The sequence below is a fragment of the Rhodopirellula bahusiensis genome, from assembly GCF_002727185.1.
Classification (GTDB): Bacteria; Planctomycetota; Planctomycetia; order Pirellulales; family Pirellulaceae; genus Rhodopirellula; species Rhodopirellula bahusiensis.
In genome coordinates, this window is sequence record NZ_NIZW01000009.1 from 164,105 (window position 1) to 181,074 (window position 16,970).

The 16,970-nt window shown below is 57.0% G+C and carries 12 protein-coding genes; 9 read left to right on the top strand and 3 right to left on the bottom strand.

Translation table 11 applies throughout. The features are described from left to right. Positions 1 to 119: 119 nt before the first annotated feature. Complete coding sequence (locus tag CEE69_RS13470; RefSeq protein WP_099261149.1) at positions 120 to 1,727, bottom strand: aquaporin; 1,608 nt, start codon at positions 1,725 to 1,727, stop codon at positions 120 to 122. 9 nt (positions 1,728 to 1,736) lie between these two features. After that, positions 1,737 to 2,747 (bottom strand): EF-P lysine aminoacylase EpmA, encoded by a 1,011-nt coding sequence (epmA, locus tag CEE69_RS13475; protein WP_099261262.1) that lies wholly within the window; start codon positions 2,745 to 2,747, stop codon positions 1,737 to 1,739. A 276-nt stretch (positions 2,748 to 3,023) separates the two neighbouring features. Between epmA and CEE69_RS13480 the strand changes: the two genes are divergently transcribed. The 5 genes from CEE69_RS13480 to CEE69_RS13500 all read left to right on the top strand — a co-directional run bounded on the left by CEE69_RS13480 (position 3,024) and on the right by CEE69_RS13500 (position 11,605). Next, complete coding sequence (locus CEE69_RS13480) at positions 3,024 to 4,124, top strand: acyl-CoA desaturase (protein ID WP_099261150.1); 1,101 nt, start codon at positions 3,024 to 3,026, stop codon at positions 4,122 to 4,124. 184 nt (positions 4,125 to 4,308) lie between these two features. Further along, a complete protein-coding gene (locus CEE69_RS13485; RefSeq protein WP_099261151.1) occupies positions 4,309 to 5,124 on the top strand; it encodes a TetR/AcrR family transcriptional regulator in 816 nt (271 codons plus the stop codon). Continuing rightward, the gene (locus CEE69_RS13490) at positions 5,121 to 6,641 is read left to right on the top strand and encodes an efflux RND transporter periplasmic adaptor subunit (RefSeq protein WP_099261152.1); all 1,521 of its coding nucleotides are present in this window, start codon (positions 5,121 to 5,123) and stop codon (positions 6,639 to 6,641) included. Before CEE69_RS13485 ends, CEE69_RS13490 begins: the two co-directional genes overlap by 4 nt. Then, positions 6,638 to 9,868 (top strand): efflux RND transporter permease subunit, encoded by a 3,231-nt coding sequence (locus tag CEE69_RS13495; RefSeq protein WP_099261153.1) that lies wholly within the window; start codon positions 6,638 to 6,640, stop codon positions 9,866 to 9,868. Before CEE69_RS13490 ends, CEE69_RS13495 begins: the two co-directional genes overlap by 4 nt. Before the next feature lie 138 nt (positions 9,869 to 10,006). Beyond that, on the top strand, positions 10,007 to 11,605 hold the full coding sequence (locus tag CEE69_RS13500) for an aspartate:alanine exchanger family transporter (protein ID WP_099261263.1): 1,599 nt from the start codon (positions 10,007 to 10,009) through the stop codon (positions 11,603 to 11,605). A 23-nt stretch (positions 11,606 to 11,628) separates the two neighbouring features. On the opposite strand, the gene lipA is transcribed toward CEE69_RS13500, so the two are convergent. Continuing rightward, positions 11,629 to 12,546, bottom strand: a complete 918-nt coding sequence (gene lipA, locus CEE69_RS13505; RefSeq protein WP_007327628.1) for a lipoyl synthase — start codon at positions 12,544 to 12,546, stop codon at positions 11,629 to 11,631. Positions 12,547 to 12,652: 106 nt separating this feature from the next. On the opposite strand from lipA, the gene smpB reads away from it, so the two are divergent. From smpB to CEE69_RS13525, 4 genes are all read left to right on the top strand, one after another. Next, positions 12,653 to 13,285 (top strand): SsrA-binding protein SmpB, encoded by a 633-nt coding sequence (smpB, locus tag CEE69_RS13510; RefSeq protein WP_099261154.1) that lies wholly within the window; start codon positions 12,653 to 12,655, stop codon positions 13,283 to 13,285. A 31-nt stretch (positions 13,286 to 13,316) separates the two neighbouring features. Then, positions 13,317 to 14,000: an ABC transporter ATP-binding protein gene (locus CEE69_RS13515; RefSeq protein WP_099261155.1), complete on the top strand. Its 684-nt coding sequence runs from the start codon at positions 13,317 to 13,319 to the stop codon at positions 13,998 to 14,000. After that, on the top strand, positions 13,997 to 15,355 hold the full coding sequence (locus CEE69_RS13520; RefSeq protein ID WP_099261156.1) for an ABC transporter permease: 1,359 nt from the start codon (positions 13,997 to 13,999) through the stop codon (positions 15,353 to 15,355). The genes CEE69_RS13515 and CEE69_RS13520 overlap by 4 nt, the downstream gene beginning before the upstream one ends. 268 nt (positions 15,356 to 15,623) lie before the next feature. Next, positions 15,624 to 16,961, top strand: a complete 1,338-nt coding sequence (locus CEE69_RS13525) for a right-handed parallel beta-helix repeat-containing protein (protein ID WP_099261157.1) — start codon at positions 15,624 to 15,626, stop codon at positions 16,959 to 16,961. Positions 16,962 to 16,970 lie beyond the last annotated feature (9 nt).

Consider the following 16,970-nt stretch of genomic DNA (forward strand, 5'->3'; position numbering starts at 1 on the left):
TCAACAATTCTTTGGGGCGGGAATGAGGGGAAGCCCGCCATTGTAGTCGAATTGCGTGGGCTGATCGACGATCTTCGCCCGCGAGGCGGGGCGATTCAGCAGCCATCATCCAGTTTGACTCAATCGGCTTGAGCCGCGTCCCAAATCGCTTCGTCCGCCTTTCGAATGATCGGTTCGAACTGCTCGATCTCGACCGCGTTGTTGCCTTGTTCATGCTTGCGAAACAAGAACAGATAGGTCTCGTTCTGAGGCCGATAACGATGGAAAAAGAACTCGTTCTTTCGAGCAATCGCTTCAAGCAATGACTTTCGTTCCGCCTCGCCGAGTGACTTTTCAGCGACGGCTCGATTCGATGCGATTGTTTCACCCGACGTGACTGGTTCACCCAACAGAGCTCCAGCCAACTGCTTGGCCAAGTCGCGATAGCCGACTTCATTGGGCAACATGCGATCGTCCACCAATTGCTCATCGGTGGGTTGCCAGTTCAGCTCCACCAATGCCAATGATTTGGCTCGCGCCACGTTTCGAAGCATCTGTTCAAACGCTTCCAGTCCGGACTCATAGTTGGGACGTCGATCGCCGGGCATGGCAACAGGCGTGAGCAAGATGACTCGTATTTCGCGTTGCTGCATCTCATCGATCAAGCTTATCAAGTCAGCTTGGTTGCGTTCGGCATTTTCTGCGAACGCCCCCGCTTCGGATTGGCCGTACCACAGCAAGGCGACGGTCGGATCGGCCGCATCAATGTCCGCCAAACGCCGGGCTCGTCCGGCTTCGATGTTGTCGAAGCGTTTGCGTGCGATGGCGGCGACCGTGTCACCGGACCAACCCAAATTCCGGACGGACAACTTCCAATCCGGACGCTGGGTTTGCAACGCCGCTTCCAGTTCGTCTCGTGGCTGCATACGTTCAACGAACGTGCCTCCGATGACAGCGATTCGGTCTTGCGGGTGCAGCAGTGCATTGCCCTCTTCGGCCATCGCGGCACCGCCACCCACACCGAAGATCAACGCGAAAAAAACGACGGCGGAAACTTTCTTCACCATGACACATTCCTCTGTGTCCAATTCGTCATTGCCTCGCACGAATCGGTACAACCATCCTCCAGCGATCGCGCCCACGATGGGCGCGGTCAGATACAACCAAAGCAAATTGTAATGGTTGGACATGACCGCGGGACCCAGGCTGCGAGCGGGATTCATGGATGCTTTGGTCAACGGTCCGGCCACGAAGGCCTCCATCGCGATGGTGGCGCCGACCGCCAATCCAGCGGTGATCGATTTCTCTTTCGCGCCGGTCGAAACGCCCAGCACGATCCACATCAGGATCATCGTCATCATGAACTCCACCGCCCACGCTGAGCCCGTCGGCAAGGATGCCATCGTGGAGCCAAGCTTCACGTCGTCGACACCAAAAACCATTCCCAGCGAACCGGCGGCGAGCAACGCACCCGCACATTGAGCGACGATGTACGCGGCGGCGTCGACCACCGGCAATCGCCCCACGCTAGCGAATGCGATCGAAACGGCTGGGTTCATGTGAGCCCCTGACAAATCGCCGATCGAATAGATCATGGTCATCACGATCAACCCCCAAACCGTGGCCACGCCAACGTGAGTCAGCATGCCAGTTTGATTGTCGACGACCATTGCGCCGCAGCCAATCAACACCAAGCAATAGGTGCCGATGACTTCGCAGACGCATCGGCGGGTCAGAGAAAGTTGCATCGTGGGTGATCAAGCTCGAGTGGTAGGCAAGGGAATGACATCTTCAATCGAATCGGCATCAACACGCAACATCAGCAATCGGTCGACGCCCAACGCGACTCCGCTGCATGCCGGCAACCCTCGCCGCATCGCCTGCAGCAACGTTGTTTCGACGGTCAAAGCCGGCCGACCGTGTGAGATTCGAATTTGGTTGTTGTGCTCGTAACGTTTCTTCAGTTCTTCGGCGTCCAACAGCTCGTCGTAGCCGTTGGCCAGCTCAACGCCTCGGTAGAACAACTCAAATCTTTCGGCACATTGCGGGTCATCGTCGCAAGGTTTGGCCAAGGCGGCTTGGGTCACAGGGTAACGAGTCAGAATCGTCGGTGTGTCATTGGCGAAGACCGGCTCGATCCTTTCGCTCAGCAACACGTCCAACAAAGCATCGCGATCGAGCCCAATCGATTCAGCCAGTGATGAATCAACCTCGCCAACAACGTCTCGCAATTCAGCGATGGGAATATCGATCGGATCGAACCCAAGATGCTGGCCGAACGCGTCTCGGTAGGTCAATGTTTTGTAGGGAGGGGTATTCAACGTCTCGGCGGCGAGTCCGCCCATCAATTCAATCGCGGACGCCGCGTTTCCGCCGACCTCGTACCACTCCAGCATCGAAAACTCGACGTTGTGCCGAACCCCTGTTTCGCCCTTTCGAAACACCGGAGTGATCGCGTAGATCGAAGGGGCTCCCTCGGCGAGCAGCCTTTTCATCGCGGATTCGGGTGACGTCTGCAGGTAGAACGTCGACGGCGAATCGGGCTCGCTCACCAAACCAACTTGCGAACCTTCAACCTCAATCGGATCCAAAAACGCATCGACGACGCAGTCTCGGCCTAAACAAGGTGGCTGGACCTCCAAGAAGCCTCGGTCGTCGAAGAATTGCCGAATCTCCCGCAGCAAGTCGGCTCTTTGCCGCAATCGGATCGCCAAACTGGTTTTCGAAGACGAAGCGACGGCAGATTTCGAAGCGGACGGGTCAGGCATGGACGACAAGGAAACGAGGACTCGAGGCGGCGGAAGCGGTGAACTGACGGAAAAACGACGCTCAAACCGAGCGTTCACCACCCGAAGATGCGGATTCTGCCCCCAAGAATACGGGCACCAGAGGAACAATTACATAACCGTTACACGCTTTTACACGACACGTGACGTCGCAAACGGCTCGCGTTGCTATTCTTCCGGCGGAAACAAAGACGTCAGCCTTTTCGCGGCTGAGTCCCCGACTTATTTAACGCACCACGAGACCAGGATCGTTCTCTGATGTCGACCGTTGTTGAACCCACCAAAAACCGGGGCCCAGCCAAGAGCAAGGGCAACGCTGACCAAACGAACACTCTCAAACCAGAATCCACGACGTTGGATTCTCCCCAAACCGGCGGAAAGCTGCGTTTGGATCAACCAACAGCCGAAGATGCCGACGGTTTCTCGTCGCTCGTCGCTCAAAAGGCCGCGAAGAAACGCGATTTGGCCAAACCGACCAAAGCGGACCGCGTTCGAGCTTCCAACATCAGTTGGTGGGCCGTCGGATGGCTGGCAATGGCACACATCGTTTGCTTGGCCGCACCGTTCACTTTCACTTGGACCGCGTTGATCACCGCCTTGGTGCTGCACTGGGTCGCTGGCAGCCTCGGCATTTGCCTGGGTTACCACCGCTTGCTGACGCACACCGGCATGAAGACCTACAACTGGGTCCGCTACACCTTTGCAGCAATCGGTTGTTTCGCCGGCGAAGGCTCACCGTTGGATTGGGTCGCCGATCACCGCAAACACCACGCACACAGCGACCTCGAAGGCGACCCGCACTCGCCTCATGACGGTGGCATCTGGAGTCACATTTTTTGGCTCGCGTTCCACACCCACAATGGCGACCGTGACGCTTACCTGAATCGCTGGGTGCCGGACCTGTACAAAGACCCAGCGATGCGGGCCTTTGACTTGTTGTTCCTGCCGATTCACATCGTAGCCTCGTTTGCCTTGCTCGGCATCGGCTATGCGTTCGGCGGTTGGGAACTCGGTGTCTCGATGTTGGTATGGGGCATGTTCGTCCGCTTGGTCGCCGTTTTGCACGCGACCTGGATGGTCAACAGTGCGTCGCACATCTGGGGTTACAAGAACTACGAAACCACCGACGACAGCCGCAACAACTGGTTGGTCGCGATCGTGGCTTACGGCGAAGGCTGGCACAACAACCACCACGCTTACCCACGCATGGCCAAACACGGTCACAAGTGGTGGGAATTCGACATCACTTGGCAAGCCATCAAACTGCTCCGCGCGGTTGGCTTGGTTTGGGACGTCGTCGACTACCGCACCGTCGCTGAAAAGAAAGCTCGCGACGCGAAAAAGACCGCCGCAGCCTAGGGCTCGGAAGTCGCCAATAGTTCGAGCCGATTCAATCGAGCCTCGAAGCAAATCACAAGAAGCCGGTTTCTCAGGAGACCGGCTTTTTTCGTGCGCGGTCGACGGTGAAAACTCAGCACGATTTTTTGACAGTTTGTCAATTTTGACATCTTGTCAAAAAGGTTCATCGAACGATCATGGGTGTATGAACCCAGCGACCATCGAAGAAACGACCGCGAAGCTGACGCCCAAGCAGATCGAGATTCAGCAGCGAGAATCGCGAATTCTCGACAAAGCCTTCCCGATGCTGCGCAGTGGCGGCGTGGCCGCGATCAGCATGAATGCAATCGCGAAGGAAATGGGCTGCACTCGCGGGACGATTTACAATCACTTTGCCAACAAGGAAGAGATCTTGCTCGCGTTGGCGACGCGAGCGGTTCGGCGGCGAATTGCATTGTTCCAGTGTGCGATGGAAAGCCAAAAGATGCCGCGAGACCAATGCGCGGCCGTCGGAATCGCGGTCGAAGTTTATGCCGACTACATGCCCGACGAATTCGCGATTGAGCAAATCATTCGTCACGATGTTGTTTGGCAGAAGACATCCGCGGGCCGACGCGACGTTCTTTCCGATTGCGAACAACTGTGCATCGGTTCACTCGGACGCCTCGTCCAAAGTGCCATCTCCGCCGGTGACTTGAAACCTGCTCGTGGACAAACCGCCTCCGAGTTGTCTCAACAATTGGTGTTTGGACTTTGGTCGCTCACTTATGGCGGCCTGGTCCTGGAAGCCACCAGCCCCTCGTTGATCGCGGCGGGGATCGAAGACGCTCGTTTGACCATTCGTCGCAATGGCAACCTGTTGCTCGACGGCGTCGGCTGGCAACCGCTCTTCAATGCTCGTCGCTACAACGCCTGGGCCAAACGTCTTCGACCGACGTTGATCGAAAACGCCAAAACCATTCGGCAATTGCCCTGCACCAGCGAAAAGGATTTCTCACACGCACCCGAGTCCGCATCATGAACGCTCCAGTGCCCGCCCCCAAGCAACGCTCCGTTTGGAATGCCAGATCGATCGCATTGATCGCGTTCCTCTTGACGACCGGAACGCTGCTTTCGATTGCATTGGGTCCCGGTGTCCTGGGAATCGATCCGGCTCCCGCGGACGACGGATCATCCGACACCGCAACGCCTCGTTTGCATGTGCGTGTCGCCCAAGCCCGATCCATCGAAGGTCCGGAACTGTTCCATCGCTATCGCGGCGAAGTGGTCGCTCGCCGAGACAGTTCGCTGGCGATGCGACGTGGCGGTCGGTTGACTGAGGTTTCGGTTCACGAAGGTGACATGGTTGCCAAGGGGGATGTGCTGGCACGAATCGATGTCGCTGATCTGGACGCGGCAGCAGCCTCAGCCGATGCGGAAATCGCCGCCGCGAAAGCGGCTTTGGACGAAGCCATCGCGGGACCACGTTCTCAAACCATCCGCGTCGCGGAAGCCAACGTACAACAACTCCAGGCCCAATGGACCGCATCAAAGAATCGGTTCGAGCGACAGCAATCCCTTCGCGGACGCGGTGCCGGAACACAACAAGAACTGGACGACGCCAAGTTCGCAACCGACGCCCTCGCCGCGAATCATCTGGCCGCGATGGCGTCGCTCGATGAGCTGAAGGAGGGCACACGACGAGAACAGATTGCCGCCGCAAAGGCACGGTTGCAATTGGCCAACGCGGCTCGTCAACGCGTCGAGGTGGATCTGTCAGACAGCCTCATCGTCGCACCCTTTGATGGTGTGATTGCGACTCGTTTATTCGACGAAGGATCGATCATTGGACCGAATCAACCTGTCTTGCGAATCCTGGAAGCTCCTCCGGTCCACGCCACATTTGGAATTCCAGCGGACGCTTCTGATTTCCTGAAGGTGAACGATCGACTGCGAGTTTCGGTGGGGGAAGCGGGTGCCGAGCAATCACAACCGGCTCGCGTGATTCGCATGCAACCTCAAATCAATCCGGTCACTCGCCTACGACTCATCGAAGTCGAACTGGTAGACAATCACTCGGCTTCCGAATTGGAATCAGCGTCTAAGTCGTCGCTCGATACAGAGTCCATCGGATGGATCGGCAAGACTGCAACGCTCTGGGTGCCATGGTCGAAAACAGAAACGCAAACCGATGGCTGGATCGCTCAACGCGAGAATTCCGAGCGGGCTGCGATTTGGGTGCCGACGTCCGCGCTCGTTCGCGGCGTCCGCGGGCTTTGGTCAATCTACGTCGCTGAACCTGATCTGAATTCAGATGTGGAACCCGGGTCCGGCGAGAAGTCACTGGAGACGATCGACTCCAACACCGTCACCATCAACCGTCGCGATGTCAAAGTCATTCGAACGGCGGGGCAAATGTCGCTGGTTTCGGGACCAATCGCTCCCACCGAAGCGATCGTGATCGAAGGCACTCAGCGAGTCGGTCCGGGAGTCAACGCTGTCGCGGTTTGGGACACCCCGGCCTCTTCGCTGTCTTCACAGGAAATGGCGGCACAATGAGCGATCATGATTTCCCGCCGAATGACACGCTGGCAGATGATTCGCTGGCAAGTGACAACATGGTTTCCAATCAGACTTGGCTGGAACGTTCCGCGGAACGATTCTTTCACGACCGTCGTTTGCTGGTTCTGATTCTGGCGTTGATCTTGGTCGCTGGCCTGAGCAGCTTGGCTATTTTGCCACGAATGGAAGACCCGGTGCTGGCTCGCCGAGTCGCGTTGGTGAACACTTCACTGCCGGGTGCCGGTGCGGAGCGCGTCGAAGCGTTGATCACCGAGAAGATCGAAGACCGCCTGCGAGACATCGAGGAGATCAAAGAGCTCCGCTCGGTCAGCCGCGTTGGGATCAGTACCGTGTCGATCGAGCTTCGCGATGAAGTCACCGAGACGGACACGGTTTGGTCACGTGTTCGAAGTCGGATCGAAGACTCGCTTCCCGACCTACCGCCCGATGCTTCGCGTCCCCAGTTTGATGAACTGGAAGTCCGTGCCTACGCGTTGATCGTCGGTCTCGTTTGGGATGGCGATGGGCCTGCCGACACCAGATTGCTGCGTCGTCTAGCGATTGATCTACAAGATCGAATGCAAGCGGTGACGGGCACCGATTCAATCGATCGGTTTGGCGATCCCGGTGAAGAGATCGACGTGCGGCTCGATCCACGAAGGCTCGCTGCGATTGGATTGACTCCATCGGACGTGGCATCGCGTTTGGCGGCTTACGATGCAAAGGGAAGTGCGGGGCAACTCCGCAATGCTCCGATGCAAATGCTGATCGAAGTCGGCAACCAATTTGATGCGACGGAACAGATTGCTTCGATCCCAATTCGCGCCGGCGATGGCAACGATGTTCGCTTGGGGGAACTGGCTCAAATTCAGTTGGCCGTTCCCGATCCGCCTTCAACCGCGTCGTTGATTGAAGGTCGCGAGGCCGTTGTGCTTGGGATGATGGTTCGACCTTCCTACCGAATTGACACTTGGACGGAGAACGCGGAAGCGATCCTGGCTGAGGTCGCTGAAACGTTGCCCGATGGAGTTCGCATTGACACGGTGCTTCGGCAAGGCGACTACGTCGATGATCGCCTGCAATCGTTGACGGGAAACCTGCTGATGGGTGCAATCGCAGTGGCGTGCGTCATTTGGTTGCTGATGGGTTGGCGTTCCGCATTGATCGTGACGCTGACATTGCCGCTCGCCAGCCTGATGGTTTTGTTTGGGCTGCGTGTGGTTGGCATTCCCATTCATCAAATGTCGATCACGGGATTGATCATTGCGTTGGGATTGCTGATCGACAACGCGATTGTGGTGGTCGACGAGGTTCAAGCCCGTTTGCGAAACGGGATGACGCCTTCCCAAGCGATGACGAGCAGCGTGTCGCACCTGGCGATTCCATTGCTCGGGTCAACACTGACGACGGCACTCGCGTTCGCCCCAATCGCATTGATGCCTGGTCCCGCGGGCGAATTTGTGGGCTCGATCGCAATCAGCGTGATCATGGCAATCACATCTTCGCTGTTCTTGGCGTTGACCGTTATCCCGACGATAGCATCGCGAGTTCTTGCCAGTTCGTATCAAACGTCGAGCGCTGATCCAGCATCAAAATTCCGAAAGCTTCGCTGGTGGACCAACGGCATTCGTTTGCCGCGAGTGGCCAAGCTATTCGAATCCGTTGTTCGAATCTCAGTGCGTCGTCCGTCGGTCGGACTCGCGATTTCTTTCGCGTTGCCGGTGATCGGATTTGGATTGGCCCAAACGCTCGAAGAACAATTCTTCCCGCCTAGTTCACGCGATCAATTTCACATCACTGTTGAAGGAGCGGCGACATCGTCTTTGGCGAAGACACGGGAAACGGCCGAGATCGTCGATGCGATGGCTCGTGAGATGGGCGCCGAACGAATTGATTGGTTCTATGGCGAGAGCGCGCCGCAGTTCTACTACAACGTGATCGCGAATCGACGTGGCACCGCCAACTTCGCACAAGGACTGGTGCGATTGCCTGCCGGTCAATCGCCGACTCCCGTTATCCGCGAACTGCAGAAGCGTTTGGATCAACGCATTCTTTCCTCCCGTGTCTTGGTTCGCCAACTTGAACAAGGCCCACCTTTCGCGGCACCGATCGAAGTCCGGTTGTTCGGGCCTGATTTGGATGTTCTTCGTCAAATTGGGGAAGACGTTCGTGCGAGATTGACTCAGATGGACAACGTCGTCGCGGTGCGGACCGACCTCGCGGAAGTCTTGCCGCAACTGACGCTGGAGATCGACGATGCTGCCAGTGCTCGGGCAGGGGTCACTCCCAGTGAAGTGTCGCGTCAGCTTTCGACGGCATTGGAAGGCCAGCGTGGCGGCAGCGTTCTGCAAGGCAACGAAGAATTGCCGATCATCGTCCGCGTGCAAGCCGATGACCGAGGCGACTTGGCTCGATTGGAGAGCATGGACTTGGTCCTCGCGTCGAGAGTTTCGCCCGTCGGTGACACGTCGTCATCGATCCAGCTGACGCCGGTCTCGGCATTCGCGAAAACGAAGTTGCATCCTGAATCGGCCGCGATTCCCCGGCTGAATCGACGGCGGATGAACGAAGTGGCTGCGTTCTTGGATGCCGGAGTGCTTCCCAGTTCCGTTCAAGCTCAACTCGAAGCGGATTTGGAGTCCAATCCGTTGGACTTGCCGGCGGGATACTCAATGGAGTTTGGTGGGGAAGCATCCAAGCGTGACGATGCGGTCGGCAATTTGTTCTCGACCGTTGGTGTCCTGGGAGTGTTGATGCTGGCGACGTTGGTTTTGTCGTTCAGCTCGTTTCGAATGGCAGGAATCATTTCGGTGGTTGCCGTTCTATCGATTGGGCTGGCGATGGCAGCTCTTGCGATCAGCGGCTATTCATTTGGCTTCATGGCCATCATCGGAACGATGGGTTTGATCGGCGTCGCGATCAACGATTCGATCGTGGTGTTGGCGGGTATTCGAGCCAACCCCAAAGCCTCGAGCGGTGACGTCGAAGCCACGGTTGCCGAAACCATGCACACGTCTCGGCACGTTGTCGCAACGACATTGACGACCATGGCCGGGTTCACACCGCTGATCTTGGATGGCGGAGGATTCTGGCCACCGATGGCGGTGTCGATCGCCGGCGGTGTTGCTGGTGCGACTTTGCTGGCGTTGGTTTTGGTTCCTGCACTGCATCAGCGATTGGTGAAAACACCTTGCCGCGAAAACGCATCGCCAGCCCCGGTCTGACCGCCCAAGACCGAACGGTAGCGTCCAGGAAAACGACCTAGCCGTTGAGGTAGGTTGGATGGAATCAATCCCAGGTTGTGGACTCGTCCGAACCCTCGTATCGTCCGGCCAGTTTCTTTCCTTGGGGCCTCGGAGACCATGAACCCGATTCTCGTTCTCCTATGTGTTATCGCATTGGGTTTGCTGGTTGGCCGCGTCTCTTTTCGCGGCATCTCGCTCGGCACCTCGGCGATTTTGTTTGTTGCGTTGCTGGCTGGGCACTATGGATGGAGAATTCCAACCGGCTTCGGAACGTTGGGGCTGGCCCTGTTCGTGTACTGCGTAGGGATCTCCGCGGGACCAACTTTTTTTCGCGGGCTGGCGTCGCACGGCCGAGCGATGGCGATCACCGGATCCGTCATTGTCCTGACCGGAGTTGCGGTGACCTGGGTTTGTGCTCGGCTGCTGGATCTGCCAGCGGAACTCGCGGGCGGTTTGATGGCTGGAGCGATGACCAGCACTCCCGCCCTCGGTGCGATCACGCAATCATCGGACAATCCCGCCGCCGTCGCCGTTGGCTTTGGCGTGGCTTATCCCATTGGCATCATCTCCGTCGTCTTGTTCGTTCAAATCGCGATCAAATTGTTCGCGACCTCCGACGACGATGATAAAAATGGCTCGGCATCTCCGGCAGATTCCGACGCTGAAACCACGCCGTCGAACAGCATTGGCAGACGAGTCGTCCGGATCGCGAATCCAGTGGTGTCGGGAAAACGTCCCAGCGAGATCGCAGCGTTTGCGGATTCACCATGTCAGATGTCACGCGTCCAACGAGAAGGCCGCTGGCGTCCGACGCCACCCGATTACCAATTCCAAATTGGTGACGATGTCATGCTGGTTGGCGGAGCCTCTGAAATTTCGCGAGTCTCAGAAACACTGGGCGAATTGCAAGACACCGCGGATCCGGTCGTCGATGCGGATCGAGAACGCCGGTATGTCGTCGTCACTTCACCAGAGATCTACGGCCACACACTCAAAGAACTTCGCCTGCGATCGAAGTATGGCGTGACGATCGTTCGAGTCCAACGTCACGATGTCGAATTTGTTCCCTCGTCCAGAACGCGAATTGAGTTCGGTGACGGGTTGGTCGCCGTCGGGGAACCTGATGCGCTCGCAAAGATTGCCGCCGCCGTCGGTCACCGCCCGCGCACGGTCAATGAGACCGATCTGTTATCGCTGGTTGCCGGAATCGTGCTGGGGATCTTCGTCGGCAACCTTTCGTTGCAGATCGGCGAGTTCTCAATGTCATTGGGAATCGCTGGCGGCCCGCTGATGGTCGGACTGATCCTGGGACACTTTCGACGGCTCGGACCGATTCGTGGTTCTTATCCGCCGGCCGCAATGCTGTTGATGACCGAAGGCGGCCTGGCATTGTTCTTGGCCGACGCCGGGCTGAACGCGGGCGCCAATGTTGTCGAGGTGCTGATGGAACGCGGGGTTTTGCTTTGCGTTGCTGCTGCCGCAATCGCAATCATTCCGTTGCTCGTCGGCTTTGCAGGTTCCCGGTATTTCGGAGGCCGCACACTGTGGCAATCGCTCGGTGCAACCTGCGGCGGGATGACGTCGACGCCAGGTTTGGCGGTTCTGACGGGAGCGACGGACTCCAGCCAACCAGCGACCAGTTATGTCGCGGCTTATCCCGTCGCACTGGTGATGATCACGATCGCTGCACCGTGGTTGGTCGACCTGATCAGCTGAGGATGCCAATCAGAGACTGGAATTCACTCCGTCTCGGCCATGTCGCGTGCGTGGTAGCTACTTCGCACGAACGGGCCACTGGCGACCTTCTTGAATCCCATGGATTTGGCGATGTCCGCCAATTCATCGAATTCTTCTGGCGGCACATAGCGAACCACGGGCAAGTACTTTTCGCCTGGCTGCAGGTACTGGCCAAGAGTCAGAAAGTCGACGTCGTGTTCGCGAAGGTCAGACAGTGCGTCGAGCAATTCGCCTCGTTCTTCGCCCAACCCCAACATCAAACCGCTTTTGGTTTTGACTTCGGCGTCATAGCGTTTGACTTGCCGCATCATCTCCAGCGTCCAAGCGTAGTCGCTCTTGGGCCCGCGAACTCGGCGGTAGAGACGTGGCACAGTTTCCATGTTGTGATTGAACACGGTTGGTTTGGCTTCGATCACGCGAGCCAACGCTTCTTTGCAGTGAACAAAGTCAGGCGTCAAAACTTCCGTGGTCGCTCCAGTGCGTTCCCGAACCGCGATCACGCAGTTGTGGAAGTGATCGGCACCACCATCGGGCAAATCGTCTCGGGTGACGCTGGTGATGACAACGTGTTTCAGTCCCAAACGTTCAGCCGCTTTCGCGATTCGATCGGGTTCATCCACAGCTGGGGCGGCTGGTGGACGGCCACGGCTGACGGCACAAAAACCACATGGCCGCGTGCAGACATTGCCCAGCACCATGAATGTCGCCGTCTGCTGGCTGTAGCACTCCATCCGGTTGGGGCACTTGGCGTTGTCGCAAACGGTTTCCAACCCGTACTCTTCCATCAACGAATCGGTCAAATGATTCGAATTGGACTTTGGGATCGGCCGCTTGAGCCATCGCGGCAACCGTCCCGTCGAGCTGACGTCGGTGCCCGCGGGCATTTCTGGTTCGGCGACAACTGGCAATCGAAAAGCCATCGGCGTCTATCCGGATGAAAGGCAAAAAATCAAAAATCAATGGTCGTCAGCTCACTGAACCGTTCTGCGGAACCGTCCGTAACCAAAGCCAACTCGCTCCAGTGTAATGGCCCGGGCGGAAATCGAAAATGGTCGCCCCATCCTGCTTTCGCGGGATCCCGATACAATCACGACCATGTCAAAGAACAAAAGTAAAAAGCAGCCCACCTTGACCGAGGCTGGCGCAAAAAAGGCAGCCGGTAAGAAGTCAGGGAAGGGCAAAGGCAAAAACGCGAAAAAGAATCAACCGAACACCACGGCGGTCGCTGAAAATCGCAAAGCCAAGTTTCGCTACGAGATTCTCGATAGCGTCGAGTGCGGCATGATGCTGATGGGCAGCGAAGTCAAATCCATGCGGGAAGGCAAACTTTCTCTCGATGAAGCGCACATTCGCGTCACCAACGGAGAACTGTGGTTGGTCGGTTCTGACATCGCCCATTACAACAACGCGGGGATGTGGAACCACGATCCACGCCGGCCTCGCAAGCTGCTGGTGCACGCCAGAGAGTTCGACAAATTTGCCGGCCGCGCTCATGAGCGTGGACTGACCCTGATCCCCCTGCGAGTGTATTTCAACGAGCGTGGCTTGGCGAAATGCGTGATGGGATTGGTCAAGGGTAAAAAGCTGCACGACAAACGAGAAACGATCAAGAAACGCGAATCCGACCGTGGTCTGCAAAGAGCCATGCGGCGCAAATAAGAATTGCCATGCGGCGAAAGTTAACAGCGACATGCTAGCGATTGAGAACCTGATCAAACGATTCGATCAACCTGGTGGAGGCGAACTGACGGTGCTGGATGTGCCCAAGTTCGAGATCGCCGTCGGCGAACAAGTCGCCTTGATCGGCCAAAGTGGCGGCGGCAAAACAACGCTACTGCATCTGATCGCTGGCATGCTGTCGGCCACCTCCGGCTCAATCCGCATCAACAACTTGGAACTCACTCGATTGAGTGAACAAGGTCGCGATCGGTTTCGCGCTGGAACGATCGGCTACGTCTTTCAAACGTTCAACTTGTTGCCAGCTTTCTCCGCACTGGAGAATGTCAAACTGGGCATGTCATTTGGAAGCGGAAATGTCGACCCGGCCCGAGCATCGGACTTGCTCAATCGAGTTGGCTTGTCCGATCGAGCCCACTACCGACCGAATCAGCTCTCAGTTGGTCAACAGCAACGCGTCGCGATCGCTCGTGCTCTGGCCGGTCGTCCAAAACTGTTGCTGGCCGATGAACCCACCGCCAACGTGGACCCCGCCAGTGCCGACACCGTTCTGAATTTGATCATTGATTCGTGTCGTGATGAACAAATCTCGCTGCTGATGGTCACCCACAGCATGGATGTGGCTCAGCGTTTTCAGCGTTGCGACAAACTCGAAGTAATCAACCGAGCCTTCTCACCGTTGGGGGCCGGAACATGAGCCTGCTGTTCATCGCTTGGCGAAACTTTCGCTACCGAGCCCTTTCGAGTTTCCTGACCACGCTGTCGCTGACACTGGGCGTGGGACTCGTTGTTCTGGTCATGTCGATTTATGGCATCATCAGCGAAGCCTTCGTTCGCAACGCTTCGGTGGGATACAACTTGGTCGTTGGACCCAAAGGCAGCACACTGCAATTGACGCTCAATGCGGTTTACTACCTCAGCCAACCGATCGAGAACCTACCCTACACCGAGTACATGGAGTTCTATCCAAAAGAAAAACGAGCCGAAATGGTTCGCACTTTCGGTGGCGATCCAGAGCTCGGCAAACGCGATGGCATCTACGCGGGATTCATGAAGGAAGGCTACGCGATCCCACTCGCGCTTGGCGACTACTTCGGCGAATTCCGTGTTGTGGGCACCACACCGGACTTCTTTGAATTGTTGAAACACGGCCCCGACGTCGATCAGCCATTCACGTTTGAGGAGGGACGCAACTTTGAATTCCACAACGAGGAAAACAGCTACTTCGAGTGTGTGCTGGGGTCTCGCGTCGCGGATCAGATGGGTATGCGTGTCGGCGATGTCATGAACCCGACCCACGGTGACCCGGAAGGCAAAGGGCACGGGCAAGGATTCCAGATCGTCGGTGTCTTGGATCCCACCGGAACGCCCAATGACCGAGCCGCGTTTGTCAATCTGGAAGGTTTCTATCTGCTCGAAGGGCATGCGAAACCGATTCCGGATGATGCCGTGATTGAGCTTCCTGAAAAAGCGGATCCGGACGAACCGTGGTTGCTGACGATCCCCGAACGAGAAGTCACGTCGATTTTGGTTCGCAACGGGAACCTGATGATGGCTCCGATGTTGCAAAACCGAATCAAAGAAAGCGTCCGATCAGAAGCGGCAACCCCGATCGGTGAAATCAACAAACTGATGACGATGATTGTTGGCCCGCTGATGCAAGCGTTGCTGGCGATTACGTTGATCACCTGCGTGGTTGCTGCGGTGGGTGTTTTGGTCGCGATCTACAACTCGATGAATGATCGCAAACGAGACATCGCTGTGATGCGAGCGCTCGGTGCTCGTCGTGGCAGCGTGACATGGATCATCTTGTTCGAAAGTTTGATCATCGCTTTGGTCGGTGGCATCGCCGGATGGGTCTTGGCTCACCTGGGGATCTGGGCCGCCAGCCCGTTGATCGAAGCACGGACGGGAGTTCAAGTCGGATTCTTCTCGATCAGCACTTACGAGCTGTACTTATTGCCGTTGGTGATCGGACTCAGCTTGCTGGCCGGCATCGTCCCCGCGGCTTCCGCCTACAGCACCGACGTGGGAACAAACTTGTCCGCCTAAGGATCTGCGAACAGCATTCCGACGCCCGAGTCGTACCAAAGCCTCCCCCATTGTCGCCCACCGACTCCGCTCGGTGAAACAAATCGTTGCCCACCGACTCCGCTCGGTGGAGAGGATTGTCGCCCATCGACTCCGCTCGATGGATTGCGAGACATCCCAGATCCGACGAACCCAAACTCTCCATTTGACGGAGCCAATGGGCGACGATGGGCACAACCGCGAATGGTAAACTGGACGGTCCTCACTCCTACCTTGAGAACGGACCACGATGAATCCCAATTCCGCCCGCCGTCTTCATTGCCTTCTACCAACTACCCTTTCGCTCGGCACACTCTTGCTAGCGTCGCTAGCGGTTGCAGCCGAACCAATCGGTGATGGAATCGCCGACGACACCGTCGCGATTCAGCAATGGATCGACACCAAACATGACGTGCAGCTCCCCGCGGGAACGTACCGGATCACGAGCCCGCTCCACATCGATTTGAAACGCACGGGAGCGATCGCGTTCAAAGGTGAAGGACGCGTTCGAATCGTGATGGCCGGCCCCGGACCAGCGATCCAGGCAATCGGGACTCACACGGGCACAGCGGATCCGTCGACCGTGACCGACGAAGTTTGGAACAAGCAGAACGCCCTGATCATTTCAGACTTGGAAATTGTCGGTGAGCATCCGGACGCCGATGGCGTGGAACTGTCTGGAACGATGCAACCGACGCTTCACAACCTGACGATCCGGAAGTCACGCCATGCGATTCACTTGGTGAATCGCAATCGCAATGTGATCGTCAGCGATTGTCACTTATACGAGAACTCCGGCGTTGGTTTGTATCTCGATGCGGTTAATTTGCATCAGATCAATGTCACGGGATGCCACATCAGCTACAACGCTGGCGGCGGGATCGTTTCGCAAGGCGGCAACGTTCGCAACTTGCACATCACCGGGTGTGACATCGAAGGCAACATGGGTTCCGCTGACGCCGATCCATCCGCGAATGTTTGGTTGGTCAGTGGGGATGGATCGATCGGTGAGGTCGCAATCACGGGATGCACGATCCAGCACACCCATCAAGCAAACGACTCGGCCAACATTCGGATTGATTTGCACAGCGAAGCCGTCTCTGGCACGGAAGAACGCCGGCATGGCAACATTACCATCAGCGGCAACATTCTCTCCGACGCTCGGGTCAACATTCACTTGCGGCACCTTCGCAGTGCGACCGTCACCGGCAACACAATGTGGCAAGGCTTTGATAGCAACATCTTGCTGGAAAATTGCGAGGCACTCACGATGACGTCCAACACACTGGACCGAAACCCGCGTTACCACTTGGGCAGAAATGCAGTGGCCAAACATGGAATTCAAATCGACGACTGTCGCGACTGCATCCTCTCCGCGAATGTGATCAGTGGCGTTCGAGAACGCCCCGCCTTGATGGAACTGACACACTGTCAACGCATCATCGTTCAGAGCTGCCTGTTCACCGACGACGCGCAACCCGCCATCCTCGCGAAACATTGTTCCAACTGCGTGCTCCGGAACAATCTGGCGAAGGGCGGTGACTTGGAGATCAAGCTGCAAGACTGCGAGAGCATGCGAACCGATTGACCGTTCACA

Excerpts from the sequence above, each read along its gene's own strand:
- CEE69_RS13525 (WP_099261157.1), top strand. The coding sequence starts at position 15,624 with ATGAATCCCAATTCCGCCCGCCGTCTTCATTGCCTTCTACCAACTACC.
- CEE69_RS13500 (WP_099261263.1), top strand. The coding sequence starts at position 10,007 with ATGAACCCGATTCTCGTTCTCCTATGTGTTATCGCATTGGGTTTGCTG.
- CEE69_RS13470 (WP_099261149.1), bottom strand. The coding sequence starts at position 1,727 with ATGCAACTTTCTCTGACCCGCCGATGCGTCTGCGAAGTCATCGGCACC.
- smpB (WP_099261154.1), top strand. The coding sequence starts at position 12,653 with ATGGCCCGGGCGGAAATCGAAAATGGTCGCCCCATCCTGCTTTCGCGG.
- CEE69_RS13515 (WP_099261155.1), top strand. The coding sequence starts at position 13,317 with ATGCTAGCGATTGAGAACCTGATCAAACGATTCGATCAACCTGGTGGA.
- CEE69_RS13490 (WP_099261152.1), top strand. The coding sequence starts at position 5,121 with ATGAACGCTCCAGTGCCCGCCCCCAAGCAACGCTCCGTTTGGAATGCC.
- CEE69_RS13480 (WP_099261150.1), top strand. The coding sequence starts at position 3,024 with ATGTCGACCGTTGTTGAACCCACCAAAAACCGGGGCCCAGCCAAGAGC.
- lipA (WP_007327628.1), bottom strand. The coding sequence starts at position 12,546 with ATGGCTTTTCGATTGCCAGTTGTCGCCGAACCAGAAATGCCCGCGGGC.
- epmA (WP_099261262.1), bottom strand. The coding sequence starts at position 2,747 with ATGCCTGACCCGTCCGCTTCGAAATCTGCCGTCGCTTCGTCTTCGAAA.
- CEE69_RS13520 (WP_099261156.1), top strand. The coding sequence starts at position 13,997 with ATGAGCCTGCTGTTCATCGCTTGGCGAAACTTTCGCTACCGAGCCCTT.
- CEE69_RS13485 (WP_099261151.1), top strand. The coding sequence starts at position 4,309 with ATGAACCCAGCGACCATCGAAGAAACGACCGCGAAGCTGACGCCCAAG.
- CEE69_RS13495 (WP_099261153.1), top strand. The coding sequence starts at position 6,638 with ATGAGCGATCATGATTTCCCGCCGAATGACACGCTGGCAGATGATTCG.